Origin of the sequence: Pseudomonas sp. R11-23-07 (assembly GCF_003852295.1) — a bacterium.
Taxonomy (GTDB): domain Bacteria; phylum Pseudomonadota; class Gammaproteobacteria; order Pseudomonadales; family Pseudomonadaceae; genus Aquipseudomonas.
Window position 1 is genome coordinate 4,684,481 of sequence record NZ_CP027761.1, and the last position, 23,106, is coordinate 4,707,586.

The window sequence follows — 23,106 nt, forward strand, 5'->3', positions numbered from 1 at the left end:
CATGACTGTTTCCAAGCAACGCCGTTTTCGATTGACCCCGGCCGCCTGGTTAGTGTCGTGCTGCCTGTTCGGTGGCGTGATCGCTCAACAAGCCATAGCCGAAGAGTTGCTGACGTTTATGCCGGTCGCACCGCAGAAGCCGGCGGCGCCGTTAGAAAAAAAACCCGCAGCGGCGCCCGTGACGGCACCGCAACGCAGCGCTACCGTCAATCGCCGCGACAGCGAGCTCGCCTCGTTCAATCCAGCGCCGGCCCCCGTGTCTACGCCGGCCGCACGGGGGACGCTTGAGTTCAAGCCGATGACGGCCGACGCCAAACCGGCACGACCTGCCGCAGCGGCACCCGCTGGGCGAAAGGCCAACGACGTGCTCACCTTCGAGCCCGCTTCCGCAGCCACCGCCGACCGCACGATTGCGCTCCCACGCCCGGCGTCCACTTCCGCGCCGGTCGCGCCTGCCTATGCGGGCAAACCTGCCGTAAACGCCGCCCCCCCGGCGTCGAGGGCAATACGTGAGGCCGAACAGCAAGTCCACAGTGTCTCGGCCCTCTCATTGGCCGCATTGCCACCACGCCTGGCCGCCCGGCGTGGCGAGGGCACTTACATTTCCGGCCCTTCCGAAGCCGAGCTTCGTGCCGTATTCAATCGCGCCGTGGAAGCCGCCATCGAGCGTGCGCCGACGATTTTCCGTGCCAAGGCCGAACAACAGGCCGCTGAAGAAGATATCGCCGAAGCCGAAGGCCAACGCTGGCCACAAGTCGACATTGGCACCCAGACCTCACCGGTCAATTTCGGCAAAGGCTCCGATGCCGAGACCGGCAGCGGCGGCATCAACCTGGCCGTCACCACACCCGTGTACGACTGGGGGCGCATCCGGCACTCGATCGACAGCCGTAAACGCCTGTCCCACGCCGCCGATGAAAGCCTGGAGTCGGAAAAGGAAACCCTGGGCTATGAAGTGGTCACCACCATGATCGAGTTGGGCAAACAGCGGATCATTGTCGACCTCAGCCAGCAATTTGCCGACCGCATGAATGAGCTGGTCAAAATGCTCGCCGGTATCGTCGCCGTCGACAGAGGCCGCTCCAGCGAGTTGACCCAGGCCAAGGCCCGTATGCTGCAGGCACAAGCCTTGCGTGACTCGGCCAATGCCAAGGCCAAGGATGCCGAAATCACCCTGCGCAAACTGGTGGGCGACCGCCCGGTAGCCATCCCGCGCACGACGGAATGGAACATTCGCCTGGCCAACCTCGACTTGCTGCTGAACGACGCCAAGGAACACCCGACCATCCGCAAGGCCACCGCCGAAACGGAGTCCGCCGAACTGCAAGCCAAAGCCGTGCGTGCCGGCGGGTTGCCGCAGTTGAACTGGGTCATCAGCAAAAGCACCGCCGAAGACACCCTGGGCCGCGAACAACCCTGGCAAACCAACTTGTCGGTGACCTGGGGCGCCTTCCGTGGTGGCTCGACCCGCGCCGCCGAACGCGCCGCGTTGCAACGCGCCGATGCCAGTCGCTATGAAGTCGATCAACAACGCCGTGACCTGGAGTTCCGTATCCGCACCGCCGACCACGATGCACGCACCATGCTTGAACGCTCGGAGCTGTACCGTGAACTGACAAACGAGTCGGGGCGGATTCGCGAAGACTTTTTCCAGCAGTGGCACCACCTGGGCAAGCGCACCTTGCTCGATGTGCTCAGCGCCGAAAACGAGCACTACAGCAATCAGGTCAGCGAGATCACCAATCGCTTTGACGGCTACCAGTCCATCCTGCGTCAATATGCGGGAGCTGGTACATTGGCCCGATGGTTGCGCACCGGGAGTTGATCGCCGTGTCCCGACGGCGTCAGCCAAACAAATAGCAGCCGGCATGGAATGTGCCAGAACCATGCCTGAGGGTGACGCGCACCCTCTGCGGGCTTGGCTATCAATGCCTCAAGGGAACAGATGCTTTGAAAACGCCTGATTTTTCCGTCGCCTGCTGGTCGGTGCTCCTGGTTTTATTGTTTTCGGTGAATGCACAGGCGCGGCCTCCCGCGCTCGTGGAGTTATTGGTCAACGCCCCGCTCACTGCCCCTCATGTGGAGTTTGATCCACACACCAAAGCCTGGCTGGCTACCGACCCCCTGGTCAATGTGGCGATCTGGAGCGGCGCGTTACCCCCCTTGCACATGGGGTTCGAGCAAGATCAATTCGAAGGCGTCACGGCCGACTACCTGAACGTGGTGCGCGAGGCCACCGGGCTGCGCATGAAAATCTGGCGTTACGCGACCCGGGCCAAGGCCAGGGAGGCGCTTGAGCAAGGCCAGGTCGACATGGTGGCGCTGCATGACGTCAGTGAAGGCCAGGACGGCGCAATTACCCAGTCCAGGCCTTACTTGTTGAACCGCAAGGTGATTGTCCGGCATATAGGCGAAACCCAGCTGCCCTCGGCGGACCTGAGTGGACAGCGCCTGGCTTACGTGGGCGACGATACGGTCGGCGCGCTTTTACACAAGCAGTACCCGAACGCGACCCTGATTCAGTATTCCAACCATCTCAACAGCCTTGCCTCGCTGGTCTATGACCAGGCCGATGCGTTCTGGACCGACGCCATCACGGCCGAATTCCTGATCAGGTTGCTCTACAGCAATGATGTGTATATTTCCGGCGACGCCCTCTCCACCTCCGCCGATATCAACTTCGCCGTCAGCGACCGCCAACCCCAGCTACTGGCCGCCATCAACAGCGCACTGGACGCCATCTCCCCCGCCGACATGATGCGGATCACCACGCGCTGGGGGCTGAGCAATAACTTCGTGGTCGAGCAACCGCCGCTGAACCTGGATGCCGAGCAAACGGCCTGGCTCGCAGCCCATCGCAAGGTCAAGGTGCTGGTGGCCGGCTCCTACGCGCCCCTGACGTTTTTCGATGATCAGGACCGACTCCAGGGCCTGGGGGCGGATTTGTTGAAAATCGTCAGCCAGCGTACCGGGCTGGAGTTTGAAATTATTGGCGGCAACAGCCTCCCCAACATGATCAAGCAACTGGAGGAAGGCCAGGCGGAGCTTATCGCCGCCGTGAGCATTGGCGATTTACGACTTTCCCCCGAGCAATACACACGGCCCTATCTGATAAGCCCCTTTGTCGCAGTAAGCCGCTCAGGGGGGCAGATTAAAGGCCTTGAAGACCTCAAGGGCAAACGCCTGGCCGTGGCTACCGGCAACCCACTGTCGCAATGGCTGGCTCGGTACCACCCTGAAATCATCCAGATTCCGGTCCCCACGGCGGTGCGCGGCATTGAACTGCTGTCTGACGGTGACGTCGATGCCAGCGTGCATACCCGCTTCGGTGCCGACTACTTTATCAAGCACCATTTCCAGCAGGATCTTAAGATTGCTGCCGTGATCGGCCCCACTCCGGCACGGGTTTCGATGGCAGTCAGTGCCGACGACCTTCCTCTGAAAAGCATCATCAACAAGGTGCTGCTGGGCATTCCTCCCGAGGAGCTCAAGACCTTGAGCGACCGCTGGCGCAATCATGCGGCCCCAGCGGTCTCCAGTTCATGGAATACCTATAAGGACGACGTTTATAAAGTCGTCGGTGTGGCCATCGCCTTCGTCCTCGCGTTTCTGGTGTGGAACTACTACCTGCAGATCCAGATCAAGAAACGGCGGAGTGCCGAATTGGCCCTCAGTGACCAGTTGGCCTTCAGCAAAACCCTGATCGACGGTTCCCCCATCGCCCTGTATGTACGAGACAAGGCCGGACGGCTGGCTCACTGCAATCGCGCCTATCTGGAGTTTTTACAGACGACGCCGGAAGAGGTGATCGGCAAGACCCTGCTCGACGCCGGCGTCATCTCACCGCAGTTGAGTCGCCAGTACCAAAAACTCTATCAGGACACCGAACGTCACGGTGAACCGACATTTGCGGACCTGGAAATCGACGTCAAAGGCCGCCAACACCGGATCTATCACTGGACCCTGCCCTACCAGAGCAGCGCGGGAGAGTTTTCGGGGGTGATCGGCGGCTGGCTGGACATCAGCGAACGTGAACAATTGACGCAACAGTTGCAGCAGGCTCTGGAGGCCGCTGATGAGGCCAACGATTCCAAATCGATTTTCCTGGCAAGCATGAGCCATGAAATTCGCACGCCCATCAGCGCGCTGATCGGGTTGATCGAGATGCTTCGCGTGCGCGGTGGCACCCCGCAACAGATCGATGAAAACCTCACCGTGGCGCATCAATCGGCGCAGTCGTTGCTGTCGTTGATCGGCGACATTCTGGACCTGTCGAAAATCGAGGCCGGCGCCATGCAGCCGTCCCCGCGCCCGACCCAACTCGGCGAACAGCTGCGCTCCATTCACAAGCTGTTCCAGGTCAACGCGCACAATAAAGGGCTGCGCTTCGACCTGCTGCTGGAGGCCCGTGATCAGCAGGTGATCATCGACACGCTGATGCTGGACCAGATCGTCGCGAACCTGATCAGCAACGCCATCAAGTTCACCCAACAAGGCTTTGTCGAGCTGTCCTTGAAACAGCTGCCCGACGATGCCGCGACAGGTTTTGGCAGCTACCTGATCGAGGTGCGTGACTCAGGATGTGGGTTGAACGAGCAGCAGAAAAAGGCGATCTTCGAGCCCTTCGTTCAAGTGGCGCCCGCCGATACCATCAGTGGGCGCAGTACCGGCTTGGGCTTGAGCATCTGTACCCGCGTGGCGACACTGATCGATGCCCGGCTGAGCGTTGACAGCCAACCCGGTAAGGGTTCGTGCTTCCAGCTTCGGTTCACGGCTGAGCGATCAGCTCTGGCGCCCGCCCTCGTCCCCATGGCGGCCCCGACTCAAACGGGCCGCAGCCTGAAGATTCTGGTGGTGGAAGACCATGCGCCTAATCGCCTGTTGCTTTGCCAGCAAATCGAATACCTGGGCCATCGCGCCGTGGCCTGCGACAACGGCGAGACCGCGTTGGCCGAGTGGAAACAGGCCCAGCCGCCCTTCGACCTGACCATCACCGACTGCAACATGCCTCATATGGACGGCTATGAACTGACCCGGCAGATGCGCGAGAGCGAACAATCCCGCGCGCTCGGCGCCCATCCAGTCTTCGGCCTTACCGCCCACGCCCAGTCGCACATCATCCAGGACTGCCTGGACGCTGGCATGACCCAATGCCTGTTCAAACCCCTGGGCATCGAAGCCCTGACCCAGCATATCGGCAACGTCTCGGCCGAGGTCGAACGCCGGGAGAATGCCTCCCGCGTCAAGGGCAGCGAGCTGCAGAAGCTCAAAGCCCTGGCGCCCGAGGCCTATGCGTCCCTGGTCAACGAGTTCATTACCACCAACGGGGCCGATGGCGCTCGACTTGAACAGCTCAGGCTCGATAACGAATTCGAAAAAATGGTCAGCCTGGCCCACAAAATCAAGGGTGGTGCGCACATGGCCCATGCCGTGGAGATGGTTGATGCCTGCGTGGCGCTGGAGGCATCGGCAACTCTGTGTGATGCGCCGGCCTGCGATCAACAGGTCAAGCGGATCTTGAGCGCCATGCAGGTACTGGAAGAACAATTGCTGGCCAGTCTTTGACCTGCGTCTTGTAGCCTCTGGCGAGGCAGGAGGCCGAGATGGGGCTGGGCGGCATTCCGACGTAGCGGCCCCCGGAGGCTACAGACATCAGCGTGCGGTCTTCAGGCGCTTTTGATTCAGCCCGGCATTGAGTCAGGGGTAAATTCAAAGTAAAAAAAACCGTCGTACCTGGGGTTCAAGTACGACGGTAAATCAAGAAGCGATGCTTCTTGAGAGCGGGTTCGTAGCGGATGCCAATCCGCCAAACAAGCCACGCCAACAAGCGCGATGAAGCCCCTGCGGGGGCTGACTCATGGCTCGGCGCGGTCAAGCTCCACGCGAATCGCCACGCGGCGGTTCGGGGCATAGCAATTGATCTGTTCCAGCCGTGGTCCGTAGCAGGTATGTACCACCGGTTCGCGGCTGCCGGCGCTGTCGGTACTGAGGATCGACTCGGCCATGCCACCGTCCACCAGCATCTGGCGCACGGTATGGGCTCGTCGCTCGCCCAGCAGTTGGTTGTCGCTGGCGGTGCCGAACGGGTCGGTATGGCCCGTCACCCGGACCTGTTTGATTTGCGCTTCATCGCGCTGCAACTCACCCAGCAAACGCTCGATGGCAGTGCGCCCCGCCGTGCTGATATCGCGGTAGTCGGACTTGCCATGGGCAAACAGCACATCGCTGGCCAAGGTGTAGTGCTTGAAGCGCTCATCGTCCTTCAAATACTCGTAATAGCGACAGGCCTCGACGTTGGTGGCACGCGACAACGCATGCATCTGTGAACGCGTGGCCTTCAGCTCGCGCTCGGCCTCTTCGCGGTTCAACGGCATCGGGAAGGTACCGCCGTCTTCACGCACTTTCAGGTAGTAGGTGCGCCCGCCTTCCAGGTTGGCCAGGTACAGGTCCGTGGTTTTTCCTTTGTAGGTCGGCGCATCGTTCAGGTAAGCACCCAGCGTATGGCTGCCGGGGGCCAGGCAGAAGCTGGTGAAGCCGCCGGGCAGCAGGCCGGTGTGGAACTCCCGGTCGATATACACATGGGCGGCACCGGCGCGTTGCACGCCGTCCTTGCTGCGGTAATACACCACCTGCGTCTGGTCCACCGCCACCGGCGGCGGCGGTATATAAGCGGCATAGAACACCCGCCCCGCCACTTGACCGGCCTTGGGCTCCTGCGCCAATGCGGGATAGCTTGCCAGTAAGGTGGCGCCTGTCAGCAGGCCCGCCAGTGTTGTGTTTCGCATGAGTGTCATCGTGGTTCCATCGCCAACGCCAACATCGGGCCCTGGGAAAAAAAACAGAATGGGGCTGGTGTTGAGGACCAACCGTTTGAGTCGGAATTATCCGACGGCGCACCTTGTGCAGCTATAAGACACGTCTCAGAAACGCCCAAACAGGCCAGATGATTACCCCGTCCCTGTAGGAGGGATTTTCAACAGCGGCCTTTGAGCAGGCAAAAAAAACCCGACGCCATCCGTGCATCGGGTTAAAACCAGGAGAGGGGAATCTGCCTGGGAGTATCAGGTGTGTGTATCAGTTGCGCGTATCGACCCGCACCACCACACGACGGTCAACGGCGTAGCAGGCGATCTGCTCGGAACGCGAGCCGTTGCACGCGTTGCTCACTGGCTGATCGGAACCGGCACTGCTGGCGGTGACCGACGAGGCGCGCAAGCCGCCGTCGAGCAACAGGCTGCGCACGGTCTGTGCACGCTTGAGGCCCAGGGTGTAGTTGGAGGCGGTGGAGCCGATAGCATCGGTATGGCCGACCACTTCAACACGGTCCAGGTTGGCGTTTTCCTGCTTCAACTGAGTGACCAGTTGGCGAATGGCTTCGCGGCCCTTGAACGTAATGTCCTGGGTACCGGATTTGCCGAAGGCAAACAGCACGTCACCGGACAAGGCGTAGTCCTTGTACTGCGCTTGCACCGGCATCGGCAGGTAGTCACAGGCCTGCACGGTCGAAGCGCGGGACAGCGCCTGGACTTGCTTGCGCATCCCCATCAGCGCACGTTCGGCTTCTACGCGAGTCACGGCTTGCGGCGCGCCGTAGCCGTCTTCGCGTACTTGCAGGAAGTAGGTCTTGCCGCCTTCCAGGTTGGCCGAGAACACGTCGGTGCTCTTGCCTTTGTACTGCGGCGCGTCTTTTACGTAGGCGCCCAGGCTGTGATTGCCCGGCGCGACGCAAAAGCTGCTGAAGCCACCCGGCAACAGGCCGGCGTGAAACTCGCGGTCCACATACACATGGGCGGCGCCCTGCTGGGTGCCCATGCCATTGGCGCGGTAATACACCACTTGCACCTGACGCTCGGAAACCGGTGCCACGGGGGTGTATTGAGTGCCGAAGACCTTGCTCGACACAACGCCGGGCTTGAACTCCTCGGCCGTGGCGAACTGGGCACTGGCCAGGGCCACACTCAGTACTGCGACGTTAAAGATGTTTATACGTTTAAACATGATCATGACTCCACCGTGGGCACCCGCAGGCGCCCGCAGCTATTGAATGAGTTGAGGCTGGCCAGGCCAACCGTTTGGCAACGCAAGCCGTACGCAGGCCAGGCCTGCGCACGGTGTTCGCGTTTACACCAGGTTGGTGGTTACCCCGTCCTGCACCAGCAACTGGGCATCGAGTGAGGAGTGTTGGAACACGTTGTACGTCACGCCTTCCACAATCACCTGGCCTTGACCTGCCCAATCACCCGGGTCGGTACCGTCGGCCAACAGGTCGTCGAGGTTGACGACGTCGCCGGCGTTGCCTTTGATCATCATCTGGACGGACTCGTCTTCGGTGAAGAGCGAAGATTCGCCCAATTCCAGAACATCGCCCAGGTTGAGGTTCAGGGTGTTGTTGCCGGTGCCGGTGAGGTCGATGATTTCGATCGATTCAAGTTTTCCCGCAATAGAGTTGAGATCAAGAAGTTGGCCGGCACCGGTAATTCGCAATGTATCGACGGAGCCGCCGCCATTGATGATGCTGTCAACATTGTTAAGTAACCCGACATCAGCAATTGAAAAGATGTTGTCCGCGTTGCCACCGAAGTACCCTGCAGCTTCGATGATGCTTTGATTAGTTTCTGGACCCGATACACCACCAGAATCTGTGTAGTCGAATCGACCAAAGTTGATATCGTCCACCCATATGTACTGATCCGCCCCGCCTATTGTCAGTGTGACGGAGGAGAACTCCTCGCCATAAGGCAATTCAGTGGTAACAGTTCCACGAGTCCCTCCCGCGACTGTCAAATGCGCACGGTAAACCTCATCACCAGCTGCATTGTGGAATATGGCGGTAAACATAGCATTGTTGGTCAAATCACCGACATTGAAGGAAACAACGTTTGCTGGTTGACCGGTCAGCTCCAATCGTACCGTTCCGGTGATTTCAAGCGCATTAGTGGTAGGACGATCAGAAACAGAATCGGTTGTTATACCTATTTGCTGAGAAAAGCCCGTCCCAACAGCAACAGAAACCACATCGAACCCATTAAGACTGACCCTTGTACCAGTTGGCAGCGCTTGTGCCGGTACGCCGTTGAAGTCTTGTGCAATATCGTAGGTCACGCTCTTGGAAGCACTTCGATACTCCGACACGTTTCCGGCAGCATCGACCAATGCACCTTGAATAGAGGTCGGATTGCCACTTGTACCTACCGGTCCAGTAATAATCGCGCTCCCTCCATCAATTTCCGGCTGGGTCAGTTCATGCTGAACGATTCGCCCGTCGACTATAAGGTGAATACTATCTCCTACCGCCAGAGTACTTCCGTCAAAGCTTACAGTGATATCCGCACCATCCCATTCGATCAAGTCAAGAGTCACAATCGAAGTATCCAATGTCACAGCCTGAGCGACGGTATTGGCATTGCCTGCTGCATCCAAAACCCGAGTATGGATGGTCCAGTCCCCGGTGTGGCTGTTCTGATCAAGGAAGCTCCAGCTACCATCAGCATTCATCAACACATCAAGCCAGGTAGCCCCACCGTCGGTGGAGATCTGCACCGTCTCACCCGCAACCAAAGCCGCAGTCAACGAACCCTGAATCAAACGCCCAGCGCTGCCGTCGTTAGTGACGAAATCGCCACTGTCGGCACCGCTGTCCTTGCTCATGCTCTCGACAATCGCCGAGGTAGTAGGCGCTTCGGTATCAATAATCACCGTCCACGAATCAGACGGCGCGCTCTGGTTACCGGCCTGATCCTGCGCAATCACATCGAACTCGTTGGTCGAGCCATTGTTCAGCGGTGGGTTAGGCGTGTAGCTCCAGGAACCATCCGGTTGAACAGTGACGCGATCAATTTCAACGCCGTTGTTGCGCACAATGATGGTGTCGCCCGCTTCACCACGGCCCGACAGCGTCGGCGTGGTGTCATCGGTGGTGGAACCATCAGGCAACGACCCCTGGATGGTGCCCACATCATCCGTCACATCATCAATAGTCGGCGGCGCCGAAGGCGTCAGGTCGATGTCCAGGTTGAAATCAGCAGTCGGTGCGCTTTCGCCACCGGCGGCGGTCACAACGGTAGCGGTAAAGGCATAGCTGCCCTCTGGCAGAGCGGGTGCAACGGTGTATTCCCAACGACCTGCGCCGTTGACCGGCACACCGGTTGCCAGCAGATTACCGTCCAGGTAGATATTGACGGTCGAACCTGGGGTGGCCTGGCCATTCAATGTCGGTGTGGTGTCATCGGTGACGCTGCCGCTGGCCAGTGGATCCTGGACCGGGCCGACGTTATCCGTCGCTTGCTCGATGCTGATAGCCACGGCCGAGGTATCGACGGTGAAGTCGATCGGCGTGCTTTGCGGGCTACGGTTACCCGCAGCGTCCACGACCACAGTGCTGAAGCTGTGCGGACCGTCAGCCAGGGCAGGGGCCGGGGTGTAGGTCCAGTCACCTGCGCCATCGACCGGTACACGGCCGATTTCCACACCGTTGTCGTAAATGATCAGGGTGGTGTTCGGCTCGGCAGTACCGCTGTAGGTCGGGGTGCTGTCATCGGTGGTGCTACCGCTGGCGATCGGGCCGACGATGGCGCCGACGTTATCTTCCAGTTGGCTGGCATCTGCCGCCGCAGGCGGAGTGACATCCACGGTGATCGGGTAATCACCGGTTGGCGGGCTGACATTGCCGGCGGCGTTGGTGGCGGTGGCGGTCAGGTTGTTAAGGCCTGGGGTCAGTGCTGGTACCGGGGTGATGGTCCAGTTGCCCATCGCATCGGCGTCAATGCTACCGACTGCCACGCCATTGGCGAACAGGGTCACGGTGGAGAACGGCTCAGCCGTACCGCTGACTTGTGGCTCGGTATCATTGGTGCTTTGACCGGGCATGATGTTGCCAACCACATCGGCGACGTCATCGAACACGCCGGTGATGCTTGGCGCGGGTGGCGTACCGCCTGCAATAAGCTCGAAATCGACGCTGTTGGACGGATCGCTGATGTTGCCAGCGGCGTCTTCGGCCCTTGCGCTCAGGTCATGTGGACCGTTGAGCAGTGGCGGAGTCGGAGTGAACGTCCAGCGACCATCGGTACCGACCGGCGCGCGACCGATTTCGAGGCCATTGTCATAGATGACGACGGTGGTGTTTGGCTCGGCCTGACCGCTGATGTCTGGCTGGGCATCGTCGGTGATGTCGCCCGGCAGGATATTGCCGGTGGAAGTGCCCTGGTCATCGAACACGCTGTCGATGGTCGGGGCCACGGGGGCCACGGTGTCGATGATCACGGTCCACGAATCGGACGGCGCGCTCTGGTTACCGGCCGGATCCTGCGCAATCACATCAAACTCGTTGGTCGAGCCATTGTTGAGCGGCGGGTTCGGCGTGAAGCTCCAGGTGCCATCCGGTTGAACGGTGACGCGATCAATTTCAATGCCGTTGTTGCGCACAATGATGGTGTCGCCCGCTTCACCGCGGCCCGACAGGGTCGGCGTGGTGTCATCGGTGGTGGCGCCATCGAGCAACGAACCCTGGACCGAACCGACGTCATCACGCACGTCTTCAATGGTCGGCGCCGCCGAAGGCGTCAGGTCGATGTCCAGGTTGAAATCAGCAGTCGGTGCGCTTTCGCCACCGGCGGCGGTGACAACAGTAGCGGTAAAGGCATAGCTGCCTTCCGGCAGAGCGGGTGCAACGGTGTATTCCCAACGACCTGCGCCGTTGACCGGTACACCGCTCGCCAGCAATACGCCATCGAGGTAGATGTTGACGGTGCCGCCTGCGGTGGCTTGGCCATTCAGGGTCGGGGTGCTGTCATCGGTGACGCTGCCGCTGGCCAGTGGATCCTGGACCGGGCCGACGTTATCCGTCGCTTGCTCGATGCTGATAGCCACGGCCGAGGTATCGACGGTGAAGTCGAGCGGCGTGCTTTCCGGGCTACGGTTACCCGCAGCGTCCACGACCACAGTGCTGAAGCTATGCGGACCGTCAGCCAACGCAGGGGCCGGGGTGTAGGTCCAGTTACCTGCGCCATCGACCGGTACACGGCCGATTTCCACACCGTTGTCGTAAATGATCAGGGTGGTGTTCGGCTCGGCAGTACCGCTGTAGGTCGGGGTGCTGTCGTCGGTGGTGCTGCCGTCAGTGATCGGGCCAACCACGGCGCCGACGTTATCTTCCAGCAGGCTGGCATCCGCCGCCACAGGCGCGGTGGTGTCCACGGTGATCGGGTAGTTGCCGGTCGGCGGGCTGGTATTGCCGGCCGAGTTGCTGGCGGTGGCGGTCAGGTTGTTAAGGCCTGGGATCAGCGCTGGAGACGGGGTGATGGTCCAGTTACCCAGTGAGTCCGCCTGAACGCTGCCCACTGCCACGCCATTGGCGAACAGGGTCACGATGGCGTTCGGTTGAGCGGTACCGCTGACCTGTGGCTCGGTGTCGTTGGTGCTTTCGCCGGGCATGATATTGCCGACGTTATCAGCGATGTCATCGAATACGCCGGTGATGCTTGGCGCGGGTGGTGCGCCACCTGTGAGCAATTCAAAGTCAACGCTGTTGGACGGATCGCTGATGTTGCCAGCGGCGTCCTCGGCCTTTGCGCTCAGGTCATGCGGACCGTTGAGCAACGGCGGAGTCGGAGTGAACGTCCAGCGACCATCGGTACCGACCGGCGCGCGACCAATTTCCACGCCATTGTCATAGATGATGACGGTGGTGTTCGGCTCGGCCTGACCGCTGATGTCTGGCTGGGCATCGTCGGTGATGTCGCCCGGCAGGATATTGCCGGTGGAAGTGCCCTGGTCATCGAACACGCTGTCGATGGTTGGGGCCACGGGGGCCGTGGTGTCTACGATGATGATGTACGGGTCCGACGGCTCGCTGGCGTTGCCAGCCGGGTCGGTGACGATCACGGTGATCGGGTGTGGACCGTCTGCCAGCGCTGGGTCCGGGGTGAATTCCCATTTGCCGTCTTCGTCAACCTCGGCCTGGCCGATTTCTACGCCGTTGTCGATGATGGTAACGGTGTCGCCAGGTTGCAGGCCGCCGCCGCCAAAGGTCGGGGTGCCGTCGTCGGTGGTGCCGCCGTTGCCGACGTCGCCGGTGATCGGGCCTACGTTGTCGATGGCTTCTTCGATGCCACCGGTACCTGCGCCTGGCTTGACCGGGGCAGTGGTGTCAACGATGACGATGTACGGATCGGATGGCTCGCTGACGTTACCGGCAGGGTCGGTCACGATAACAGTGATTGGGTGTGGGCCTTCAATCAGTGCTGGGTCCGGAGTGAACTCCCAACGACCGTCTTCGCCAACGATGGCTTCGCCGATTTCCACACCTGCGTCGATGATGGTTACGGTGTCGCCAGGTTGCAGGCCGCCGCCGCCAAAAGTCGGAGTGCCGTCGTCGGTGGTGCCGCCGTTGCCGACGTCGCCGGTGATCGGGCCTACGTTGTCGATGGCTTCTTCGATGCCACCGGTACCCACGCCTGGTTTGACGGGTGCGGTAGTGTCGATGATCACGATGTACGGATCCGACGGCTCACTTTTGTTGCCGGCCGGGTCAGTCACGATCACGGTGATCGGGTGTGGGCCTTCAATCAGGGCTGGGTCCGGAGTGAACTCCCAACGACCGTCGTCGCCAACAATGACTTCGCCGATTTCCACACCATCGTCGATGATGGTCACGGTATCGCCTGGAGTCAGGCCACCGCCGCCAAAGGTCGGGGTACCGTCGTCGGTCACGCCGCCGTTGCCGATGTCGCCGGTGATCGGGCCGACGTTGTCGATGGCTTCTTCGATGCCACCGGTACCGATGCCTGGCTTGACCGGGGCGATGGTATCGATGATTACGATGTACGGGTCGGAGGGCAGGCCAGCGTTACCGGCTGCATCCGTGGCCACGGTGGTAAAGCTGTATTCACCGTCCGCCAAGGCTGGCGATGGGGTGAATGACCAGGTGCCGTCTTCTTCAACCACGGTCTCGCCGATTTTTTCGCCGTTGGCGAACACTTCCAGCTTGGCGCCGGCTTCGGCAGTACCGCTCAAGGTCGGGGTGTTGTCGTCGGTCAGACCGTTATTCGCGATGACACCGGTCTGGTCACCGAAGTCATCGGTGATCGCGTCAATGGCGGATTTGCCCGGCGCGGTGATATCGATAATGAAATCGAATTCGTCGGATGGATCGCTGACGTTACCGTCCTTGTCCTTCTCGACAACGATGATCGAGTGCTCGCCTTCAGGCAATGGCGTGGTGGGGGTGTATTCCCAGTTGCCGTCCTTGTCGACTTCAACTTCGCCGATCGGCTTGCCGTTGTCTTTAATGATGATGATATTTCCCGGCGTACCGGTGCCGCCGAAGGTCGGCGTGGTGTCGTCGGTCGCGCCGCCGTTTTTGATCGGGCCTTGATCCGCGCCAACGTTGTCAGTGGCGCCGCCAATGACAGGGGTGTCCAAGCCAGGCTTGCCGCCTTCTTCGTGATGCTTGTTGTCGTCATCGTCGCGGGTCAGCTTGTAAGCCGCACCCAGCACACCTAACGCGCCCAGGCCCAGCAGAGCGGGCCAGAACCAGCCGAGGCCAGTACCAGCAACCAGGCCCTCGCCAAAACCAACCAGTTCCTCGGAACCCAGCACTTGCGGGGAGGAAACGCCATCGGCGAGGAAGGCAGCAGCGTGATCGCTTTCAGCGTCAGACGAAATGTACTCGTAGTAGGCACCGTCTTCCGCCACACCGACCAGTTGGCCAGGATGCTCGTAGAAGCCTTCGATGATCAGTTGCGGATGGTCGGGGTCGGTACCTTCAGTGGCCACATGCAGGTCGTTGCCGACGCGCTTGATGGTCAGGTTCTCGGGGGCAACCGGTTTTTCACCGCCCTCAGCGAGAATGTACTTGCCATCCTTTACCGCTTTGATGCGCACAGGGGCGCCCTGTTGGGTGGTGCGAAGCTCCACCGACTCGGTAATTGTTTTGCCGTCCACCACGGCGACGTTCACTGCGTTTGTGTTCAAAGTGATGCCTTCATTCGTCAGGTTAGTCTCCGTGCCGGTAATTCGGCACGTCTGAATTTTCCATGCACACCCATTCGAAAGCGGCACCCAGGAATAGGACGAATGTTGACGACCGGCGAACGCTGTCGATATGAGACATGTCCCAAAACCCGGAATAATCCTACGAGCAATACGGCAACTACTGACTTACACATGGCAACTTTTCAAACTCGACGATGGACGTCTTAGTTCACGTACACACCTTTGTCCGCGGAATAAATGAACACTCAATTATCGGAAATTGAGACAAGTCCTACATTGACGGTGATGCGTTCTGAGTGAGCCTAAAAAGGTAATGCTCTACCACGTATCGCGGCCTAGCCCTTGTCCCAGCAACACACTGTCGGTTGGAGGGTCGCTTTCTCATCAATAGCCAGGAATCCCGAATGAAGGCTCCCTTTCTCCTCAATGTATTCACCCCGCTGCGGTTGGCGTGCGTACTCGCCACCAGCGCCCTGCCTTTCTCGGCCCAGGGCGCGGACCTGACTCGTGACAATGGCGCCACCGTCGGTGATAACCAGAACTCGCAAACCGCCGGTGCCTACGGCCCGGTGCTGCTGCAGGACGTGCAATTGATCCAGAAGCTTCAGCGCTTCGACCGCGAGCGCATTCCCGAGCGCGTGGTGCATGCCCGTGGCACCGGGGCCCATGGTTCCTTTACCGCCACCGACAGCCTCGGCGTGCTGACCAAGGCCAAGCTGTTTACCTCCGGCACGGTCACTCCGGTATTCGTCCGCTTCTCGTCTGTGGTACACGGCACGCACTCCCCCGAAACCCTGCGTGACCCGCGCGGTTTTGCCACCAAGTTCTACACCGCCGATGGCAATTGGGACTTGGTGGGCAATAACTTCCCGACCTTTTTCATCCGCGATGCCATCAAGTTCCCGGACATGGTCCATGCATTCAAACCCGACCCACGCACCAACCTTGACGATGACTCTCGCCGCTTCGACTTCTTCTCTCATGTACCGGAAGCGACCCGCACATTGACCGAGCTGTATTCCAATGCGGGCATCCCGGCCAGTTACCGGGAAATGGACGGCAACGGCGTACATGCCTACAAGTTCGTCAATGACAAGGACGAAGTGAACTACGTCAAGTTCCACTGGAAGAGCCTGCAAGGCACGCGCAATTTATCGCCTAAAGAAGTCGCCCAAGTACAGGGGGCCGATTACAGCCATATGACCCAGGACCTGGTCAGCCATATCAACAAGGGCAACTTTCCAAAGTGGGATTTGTATATCCAGGTAATCAGGCCGCAGGAGCTGGGTAACTTCGAGTTTGATCCGCTGGACGCCACCAAAGTCTGGCCGGACGTACCGCTGCGCAAAGTCGGGCAAATGGTCCTGAACCGTAACCCGACCAACGTCTTCCAGGAAACCGAGCAAGTAGCGATGTCCCCATCCAACCTGATCCCGGGCATTGAGCCTTCGGAAGATCGCCTGTTGCAGGGACGTTTGTTTTCCTATGCCGATACCCAGATGTATCGCTTGGGCGCCAATGCGCTGATGTTGCCAATCAACGCGCCGAAAAAAGCCGTCAACAACGGCAACCAGGACGGTGCAATGAACGCCGCCAGCAGCAGCACCGGCATCAACTACCAGCCAAGCCGCTCGCTTATGCGAGAAGAACCGACCAGCGCTCGCTACAGCATGCTACCGCTGTCGGGCAACACTCAGCAGGTCAAGATCCAGCGTGAGCAGAACTTCAAGCAGGCGGGCGATCTGTACCGCTCATTCAGCAAAAAAGAACGTCAGAACCTGATCGAAAGTTTCGGCGGTTCACTCGCCAGCGCGGACGACCAGAGCAAGCACCACATCCTGTCCTTCTTGTACAAGGCTGATCCCGAATACGGCACTGGCGTGGCCAAGATCGTCAACGGCGACCTTGCTCGCGTTCAGTTGCTGGCTGCTGACTTGACCGACTGAGTCCTGGGTAGCAATGCCCCTGGACATCGATACATAGCCCGAACGCCTCTACTTCCGTAGCCGCTGCCGAGTCGGCAGCGGCTACGGAAGCAAGCGTGACCTACAGCACAGAACAAAGGGGGCGTCGTGCCTGATAAGGAATTGAAAATACTCATCGCGGACACCAGCCTGCCTCGGTTGATCCAAATTGAGAAATGCCTGAACACGCTGGGTTACTACCGGATTCTCGCCTTGCAAAGCAGCGAAGACCTTCACGTCGTGAACCACAGCCTCATCGACTATTTTGACGTATTGATTGCCAACAAAGCCCTGGCTTCGAACATTAACCCCCCTTTCCCACGGCTGGCCCGACAAAGTACCGACAAGGTCCCCCCTACGCTGCTGTATGACCGCTCGCATTCCCCGCCTACTCTTGAACTCATCGAGCATTTCATGGCGGAGATCGATCCGCCCTCCCCCTTTGCTTGCCTGAAACATCTGCCGTGGGCCAAAGGGCCTCGCCCAGACGTTACAGACCAATGAGTCATGCTATCTGCCTGCCCATCTTTACCGCCTGTGTCTTGAGCCTGGCGGGATGTGCTCAATCAACGCCACATCCTGACCTCATAGAGGCCCGTGAGCTTTTTACACAACTTCAGAACAAGCCTGAGTCATTCACATTAGTCGTCAGCGAGGTCAGAGAAGCATTTGCCGTGCTGATCAAGGCCGACCTGTTATCCAACACGGATATTGACTCACCTGAAGTAAGCCGACTGTCGCAGTTGGCCATGCACAAAATTGCGCTTGCAGAACAGGCAATAGCCACGCGCAAACCTGAGCGTTTGATCAATCGACAGAGACAGACGCAATGCAAACCGATTTATTGCACACCCTGATTCAGCATCTGAACATGAACGTCATAGCGCTGGAGAGCACCACTGAAGACCTTGGGAGGTGGATCAATGATGCGGGCGTCACAACCACGGCCGCTCAGCTATCCAGGCAGCTTGAGGTCATCGAAGAAAACGCGCAGATCATCGCCTGGTTTTTGGCTGGTTTTATCCACCCGCCATCGGGTAACAGCGCCGTGGGTATAGAAAAATACCGCTATAAAAAAAGTCCGCGAACGGACTTTTGGAGGGTCATGACCGGTTATTCGATGCCAGGATAATGCCGGCCGACGGTCTTGCCTGAACAGGCAACTATTTGATAGCAATCAATGAAAGCGCTTCGCGGTGAAATAACTTTTATTCCAGTAGCTATTGTTCAGCGAGTCGATACGAATGCTTTTCCCTGTTCTGGGCGCATGAATAAATTGATTATCGCCAATATAAACCCCCACATGATTCATGCGGCTGCCGCTGTTGTGTTTGAAGAAAACAGCGTCTCCGGACTTCAGTTCATCACGATAAACCGTTTTAGCCTTTGAACTGAGCATCGAGGACGTCGTTCGGGGAATATTTATCCCGCCCTCACTGCGAAAAAGATAAACAAGCAATCCGCTGCAGTCAAAGCCTTTACTCACCGAATTACCGCCCCACAGGTAAGGAACGCCAATCAACTCGTGAGCACGATTGATAAGATTCTCCATATAGCCTGACGATTCAGGATTAACATTTTGACCCTGGCTGGCGCCTGTCGACTTACTGGAAGAATTTTGTTTTGTAGAAGCAAATAAATAGTCCGAAAACAAATAACTGAACACAATCATTAATGTAAACTTTGACACTTTATGCACCGAAAGATAGAGGTAAGTTGGTTGGGGGTGCAATAGTATTCAGGTGGAGACGGCCATCACATAAGACTTGTCTCAGTCATACCCAAAAGCGTGTAGGAATCGACGAACGGGAGTAATGGATATTGTCGTGGACCCCACCCATTATCGGCTGCAATGGTGACTTAGCGTGTATGAACGCGTATTGGCAACCTGACTAGAACTCATGGCGACAGGGCTGTCCCAATGGCCCTGAGCGATTCGCCGACAACAGGCCAGAAGGCTCGCTGAGCCGCAGAAACCGGGAGCCCATGCATAGCAGGCCCCCGGAGAACGCTCTATTGCGGTTTGCGATAGCTGTTGATAATCGCCGAGAAGTCCTTGCCCCCTTCCCCACGCTGGCTCATCGACTGGTACAACTGCTGGGCCACGGCTCCCAGGATCACGGGTTGCTTGGCCTGCCGCGCTGCTTCAGTGGCCAGGCCCAGGTCCTTGAGCATCAGGTCGGCGCCAAAACCGCCGGTATAGCCGCGCGACGACGGCGCCGTCTCAATCACGCCCGGCCACGGGTTGTAGGTGTCCGAACTCCAGCAGCGCCCGGTGGAGCTGTTGATGATGCCGGCCAGCACCTGGGTATCGATGCCGAGCGCGTCGCCCAGGGCCATGGCTTCACTGACGCCGATCATGCTGATGCCCAGCAGCAGGTTGTTGCAGATCTTGGCGATTTGCCCGGTGCCGACTTCGCCGCAGTGCACGATGTTGCGGCCCATTTGCGCCAGCACCGGTTGCAGGGTGGCGAACAGGCCGGGGGTGGCGCCAACCATGAAGGTCAGCGTGCCGGCTTGCGCCCCGCCGGTGCCGCCGGAGACCGGGGCGTCGGCCATCACCACACCTTGCCTGGCGGCGGCGGCAGCCACATCGCGGGCGGTCTGCGGGTCGATGGTGCTGCAGTCCACCGCGGGAACGCCTTCGCCGATGCCGGCGAGCACACCGTCTTCATTCAGCCACACGCTGCGTACATGCGCGGCGGCCGGCAGCATGGTGATCACCAGTTCAGCGCCCTGGGCCGCGTCACGCGGTGAGTCGCTGATGCGGCCGCCCAATTCGGCCAGCTCCTTGAGCACGGTCTGGTTCAGGTCGAACAGGTTCAGCGCGTGCCCGGCCTTGATCAGGTTGCGGGCCATGGGTGCGCCCATGTTGCCCAGGCCGATAAATGCAATCTTCATGGTCGTCTCCCGGAGTCAGCGCAGGTTGATGGTGGTGTTGACGCCGTCGTTGACCGTGTCGTCGTCGAACCAGCGGCTGGTGACGGTTTTGGTCTGGGTGTAGAACTGCACCACTTGCTTGCCGTACGGGCCGAGGTCACCGAGTTTGGAACCACGGGAGCCGGTGAAGCTGAAGAACGGTACCGGCACCGGAATCGGAATGTTGATACCGACTTGGCCTACATCGATTTCGCTCTGGAACTTACGCGCCGCCGCGCCGCTCTGGGTGAACAGGCCGGTGCCGTTGCCGAACGGGTTGGCGTTGACCAGCGCAATGGCTTCATCGAGGGTATCGACCTCCAGCACCACCAGCACCGGGCCGAAGATTTCCTCGGTGTAGATGCGCATGTCGGTGGTCACGCCCGAGAACAGCGTCGGGCCGACAAAATTGCCGTGCTCGAAACCCGGCACCTTGATGTCACGGCCGTCCAGCTCCAGCTTCGCGCCTTCTTTCACACCGCTTTCGATCAGCTCCAGGATGCGCGCCTTGGCACGCTTGGAAATCACCGGGCCGACATCGGTGCCCGCTTCGCTGCCCGCGTTGACCTTGAGTTTCTGCGCCAGCGCCTTGAGATCCGGCAACCATTGCCTGGCCGCGCCCACCAGCACCACCACCGAGGTGGCCATGCAACGCTGGCCCGCAGCGCCGAAACCGGCGCCAACCAGGGCATTGAGGGTGTGCTCGCGATTGGCATCCGGCAGCACCACCGCATGGTTCTTGGCGCCCATCATCGACTGCACACGCTTGCCGTGTTTACCAGCCAAGTCGTAGACATGCGTGCCCACGGCGGTGGAGCCAACGAACGAAACCGCCTTGATATCCTTGTGGGTGCACAGCGCATCCACCACGTCCTTGCCGCCGTGTACCACATTAAGCACGCCGGCCGGCACACCGGCTTCCAACGCCAGCTCCACCAGCAGCATGGTCGACAACGGGTCCTGCTCGGACGGCTTGAGCACGAAGGTGTTACCGCAGGCGATGGCCATCGGGAACATCCACAGCGGAATCATCGCCGGGAAGTTGAACGGCGTGATGCCGGCGCAGACGCCGATGGGCTGGCGCAGGGTGTAGGTGTCGACGCCACCGGCGACGTTCTCGGCGAACTCACCCATTTGCAGGGTGCCGATGGAACAGGCGTGTTCCACCACTTCAAGCCCACGGAAAATATCGCCCTCGGCGTCGGCAATGGTCTTGCCTTGCTCGGCGCTGAGCACCACGGCGATGCGCTTGGAATGTTCGCGGATCAAGGCTTGCAGCTTGAGCATGATGCGCATGCGCGCGCCGATCGGGGTCAGCTTCCAGGTCTGGAAGGCGCGATGAGCGGCGTCGATGGCAGCGTTGACCTCATCGGCCGTGGCGAACGGGACTTTGGCCAGCATCTGCTGGGTAGCCGGGTTGACGATGTCTTGCCATTCGGTGGTCTTGGACTCGACCCACTCGCCGTTGATCAGCAACTTGACCTGTTGTACGGAAATATCGGCAGATGCGTTCATGAGGGTCTCCGGAATCTTGTTGTTATGCAGAGAGTGAATCGCCTTGAAGAAGGAGGCGTTCGGACTGTTTTTGGAGTATAGATGTGCAAATCTCTAATAAGAACGCACATAAAAGCCGGTCCAACATGCAAAAAAACATCACATCATTGGGCTCCCTGAACTGGGATGACCTGAAGTTTTTCCTCGAAGTGGCCCGCACCCGCAAGGCCAGCGTGGCCGCCAAGCGCCTGGCGGTGGACTACACCACCGTGTCGCGGCGCATCAGTTCATTGGAAGTGTCACTCGGCACCCTGCTGTTCGAAAAATCCCGGACCAACGGTTTTGTGCTCACCGCCGAAGGCCAGCGCTTGCTGGGCTACGCCGAATCCATCGAAAGCACCTTGCACATGGCCTGCGAGCAAGTCTCCGGCTCCGGCGTGGCGCTGTCCGGGCATGTGCGCATGGGCTGCACCGAAGGCTTCGGCAGTTTTTTCATCACCCCGCAGTTGAGTCATTTCGTCGATACCTACCCGGCGATCTCGGTCGACATCCTGCCGCTGCCGCACTTCATCAGCCTGTCCAAGCGCGAAGCCGACATCGTCATTGCCCTGGAGCGCCCGGAACACGGGCCCTATGTGTGCTGCAAACTGTGTGACTACACACTGCAGTTGTACGCGACCCAGGCCTACCTCGACCAACACCCGCCGATCCAACGCCCGGCGGATTTAGCCGAGCATCCGTTTATCAGCTATGTGGATGATTTAGCGTTCAGCTCGGAGCTGCTGTACCTGGCAAATGTGGTGCCCGGCGCCAGCGCCAGTTTGCGCAGCACCAGTGTGATCGCCCAGTACGTGGCGGCGCAGCAGGGGCGGTCGATGGCGATATTGCCGTGCTTTCTGGCGGCGCAGGACCCGCGATTGCTGCCGGTGCTGGGGGAGCAGATCGCGATTACGCGGCAGTTCTGGATGTATTGCCGGGAGGATTTGAGGAAGTTGAAGCGGATTACGTTGTTGTGGGACTACATCCGGGAAGTGACGGAGCAGAATCGGGGGTTGTTGATGGGGGAGACGCGGGAGATGCGGTTTGCCGATTGATAGCAGCGCACAAGCGCAAATGTGGGAGGGGGCTTGCTCCCGATGGCGGAGTGTCAGTTATCAGATGTAGTGGCTGACATGCCGCAATCGGGAGCAAGCCCCCTCCCACATTTGGAGTGCATTTCAGGTTGAGATGGGGGAAATGCTTTAGTCCGCGATGACTACGATCGACACGCGACGATTCTCGGTGCGCCCCGCCGTGGTTGTATTTTCCGCCACCGGCTCGCTGCTGCCCAGGCCGCGCAGTTGGATGTTTTGTTCTTTCATGCCCACCCGGGTCAGCACCTCGCCCACGCTTTTGGCGCGGCGCAGGGACAAGGTCTGGTTGTAGGTCTCTTTGCCCGACGCGTCGGTGTGGCCGTCGACGCGCACGCGTTCGATGCCTGCGCCCACCAGGGCCTTGCCGATGCGCTCGACGATGTCGGTGCTGGGCTTGTTGAGGCTTTCGACGTCGCTGCCAAACAGCACCTTGCCAGACAAGCCGAAGGCCCAGCCTTCGTCAGTCAGCTCGAAACCCTGCTGTTTGAGCACGCTGACTTGCGCCGGGGTCAGGCCTTTGGGCGGTGGGGTCTGGCAGCCGCCGAGGGCCAGACAGGCGACGAGTAAGGTGATGAATAGAACGCGTGGGTTAGAGAACAAGG

14 protein-coding genes are annotated in these 23,106 nt (G+C 59.6%); 7 read left to right on the plus strand and 7 right to left on the minus strand.

The genetic code is table 11. The features are described 5' to 3' along the window. Window position 1 precedes the first annotated feature (1 nt). Window positions 2–1,825: a TolC family protein gene (locus C4J84_RS21500; RefSeq protein ID WP_256681363.1), complete on the plus strand. Its 1,824-nt coding sequence runs from the start codon at window positions 2–4 to the stop codon at window positions 1,823–1,825. A gap of 125 nt (window positions 1,826–1,950) precedes the next feature. Beyond that, window positions 1,951–5,565, plus strand: a complete 3,615-nt coding sequence (locus C4J84_RS21505; protein ID WP_124436065.1) for a transporter substrate-binding domain-containing protein — start codon at window positions 1,951–1,953, stop codon at window positions 5,563–5,565. Window positions 5,566–5,855: 290 nt separating this feature from the next. Here C4J84_RS21505 and C4J84_RS21510 read toward each other — a convergent pair whose 3' ends face one another. The 3 genes from C4J84_RS21510 to C4J84_RS21520 all read right to left on the minus strand — a co-directional run bounded on the left by C4J84_RS21510 (window position 5,856) and on the right by C4J84_RS21520 (window position 14,973). Beyond that, window positions 5,856–6,785 (minus strand): OmpA family protein, encoded by a 930-nt coding sequence (locus tag C4J84_RS21510; protein ID WP_164487819.1) that lies wholly within the window; start codon window positions 6,783–6,785, stop codon window positions 5,856–5,858. A gap of 289 nt (window positions 6,786–7,074) precedes the next feature. Beyond that, a complete protein-coding gene (locus tag C4J84_RS21515; protein WP_124436066.1) occupies window positions 7,075–7,998 on the minus strand; it encodes an OmpA family protein in 924 nt (307 codons plus the stop codon). A gap of 123 nt (window positions 7,999–8,121) precedes the next feature. Continuing rightward, window positions 8,122–14,973, minus strand: a complete 6,852-nt coding sequence (locus tag C4J84_RS21520) for an Ig-like domain-containing protein (protein ID WP_124436067.1) — start codon at window positions 14,971–14,973, stop codon at window positions 8,122–8,124. A 425-nt stretch (window positions 14,974–15,398) separates the two neighbouring features. Between C4J84_RS21520 and C4J84_RS21525 the strand changes: the two genes are divergently transcribed. From C4J84_RS21525 to C4J84_RS21540, 4 genes are all read left to right on the plus strand, one after another. Then, window positions 15,399–16,940 carry a catalase gene (locus C4J84_RS21525; protein ID WP_124436068.1) on the plus strand — a complete coding sequence of 514 codons (1,542 nt, stop codon included), beginning with the start codon at window positions 15,399–15,401 and terminating at the stop codon, window positions 16,938–16,940. Window positions 16,941–17,066: 126 nt separating this feature from the next. Then, window positions 17,067–17,462, plus strand: coding sequence for a chemotaxis protein CheY (locus tag C4J84_RS21530; protein ID WP_124436069.1), 396 nt, complete (start codon window positions 17,067–17,069; stop codon window positions 17,460–17,462). Continuing rightward, a complete protein-coding gene (locus tag C4J84_RS21535; protein WP_124371860.1) occupies window positions 17,459–17,815 on the plus strand; it encodes a hypothetical protein in 357 nt (118 codons plus the stop codon). Before C4J84_RS21530 ends, C4J84_RS21535 begins: the two co-directional genes overlap by 4 nt. After that, complete coding sequence (locus C4J84_RS21540) at window positions 17,788–18,090, plus strand: hypothetical protein (RefSeq protein WP_124436070.1); 303 nt, start codon at window positions 17,788–17,790, stop codon at window positions 18,088–18,090. Before C4J84_RS21535 ends, C4J84_RS21540 begins: the two co-directional genes overlap by 28 nt. A gap of 45 nt (window positions 18,091–18,135) precedes the next feature. Here the strand turns inward: C4J84_RS21540 and C4J84_RS21545 are convergent, their stop codons facing one another. The 3 genes from C4J84_RS21545 to C4J84_RS21555 all read right to left on the minus strand — a co-directional run bounded on the left by C4J84_RS21545 (window position 18,136) and on the right by C4J84_RS21555 (window position 21,392). Further along, window positions 18,136–18,510, minus strand: coding sequence for a C40 family peptidase (locus tag C4J84_RS21545; protein WP_256681419.1), 375 nt, complete (start codon window positions 18,508–18,510; stop codon window positions 18,136–18,138). A gap of 461 nt (window positions 18,511–18,971) precedes the next feature. Beyond that, entirely contained in the window at window positions 18,972–19,859 is an 888-nt protein-coding gene (mmsB, locus tag C4J84_RS21550) for a 3-hydroxyisobutyrate dehydrogenase (protein ID WP_124436071.1), read from the minus strand. A gap of 15 nt (window positions 19,860–19,874) precedes the next feature. Next, on the minus strand, window positions 19,875–21,392 hold the full coding sequence (locus C4J84_RS21555) for a CoA-acylating methylmalonate-semialdehyde dehydrogenase (protein ID WP_124436072.1): 1,518 nt from the start codon (window positions 21,390–21,392) through the stop codon (window positions 19,875–19,877). Window positions 21,393–21,517: 125 nt separating this feature from the next. Here C4J84_RS21555 and C4J84_RS21560 point away from each other — a divergent pair, with 125 nt between their 5' ends. Continuing rightward, entirely contained in the window at window positions 21,518–22,465 is a 948-nt protein-coding gene (locus C4J84_RS21560) for a LysR family transcriptional regulator (RefSeq protein ID WP_124436073.1), read from the plus strand. A 147-nt stretch (window positions 22,466–22,612) separates the two neighbouring features. On the opposite strand, the gene C4J84_RS21565 is transcribed toward C4J84_RS21560, so the two are convergent. Beyond that, complete coding sequence (locus C4J84_RS21565; protein ID WP_124436074.1) at window positions 22,613–23,104, minus strand: OmpA family protein; 492 nt, start codon at window positions 23,102–23,104, stop codon at window positions 22,613–22,615. Window positions 23,105–23,106 lie beyond the last annotated feature (2 nt).

Excerpts from the sequence above, each read along its gene's own strand:
- C4J84_RS21555 (WP_124436072.1), bottom strand. The coding sequence starts at position 21,392 with ATGAACGCATCTGCCGATATTTCCGTACAACAGGTCAAGTTGCTGATC.
- C4J84_RS21540 (WP_124436070.1), top strand. The coding sequence starts at position 17,788 with ATGCAAACCGATTTATTGCACACCCTGATTCAGCATCTGAACATGAAC.
- C4J84_RS21525 (WP_124436068.1), top strand. The coding sequence starts at position 15,399 with ATGAAGGCTCCCTTTCTCCTCAATGTATTCACCCCGCTGCGGTTGGCG.
- C4J84_RS21510 (WP_164487819.1), bottom strand. The coding sequence starts at position 6,785 with ATGCGAAACACAACACTGGCGGGCCTGCTGACAGGCGCCACCTTACTG.
- mmsB (WP_124436071.1), bottom strand. The coding sequence starts at position 19,859 with ATGAAGATTGCATTTATCGGCCTGGGCAACATGGGCGCACCCATGGCC.
- C4J84_RS21500 (WP_256681363.1), top strand. The coding sequence starts at position 2 with ATGACTGTTTCCAAGCAACGCCGTTTTCGATTGACCCCGGCCGCCTGG.
- C4J84_RS21560 (WP_124436073.1), top strand. The coding sequence starts at position 21,518 with ATGCAAAAAAACATCACATCATTGGGCTCCCTGAACTGGGATGACCTG.
- C4J84_RS21545 (WP_256681419.1), bottom strand. The coding sequence starts at position 18,510 with ATGGAGAATCTTATCAATCGTGCTCACGAGTTGATTGGCGTTCCTTAC.
- C4J84_RS21535 (WP_124371860.1), top strand. The coding sequence starts at position 17,459 with ATGAGTCATGCTATCTGCCTGCCCATCTTTACCGCCTGTGTCTTGAGC.
- C4J84_RS21515 (WP_124436066.1), bottom strand. The coding sequence starts at position 7,998 with ATGTTTAAACGTATAAACATCTTTAACGTCGCAGTACTGAGTGTGGCC.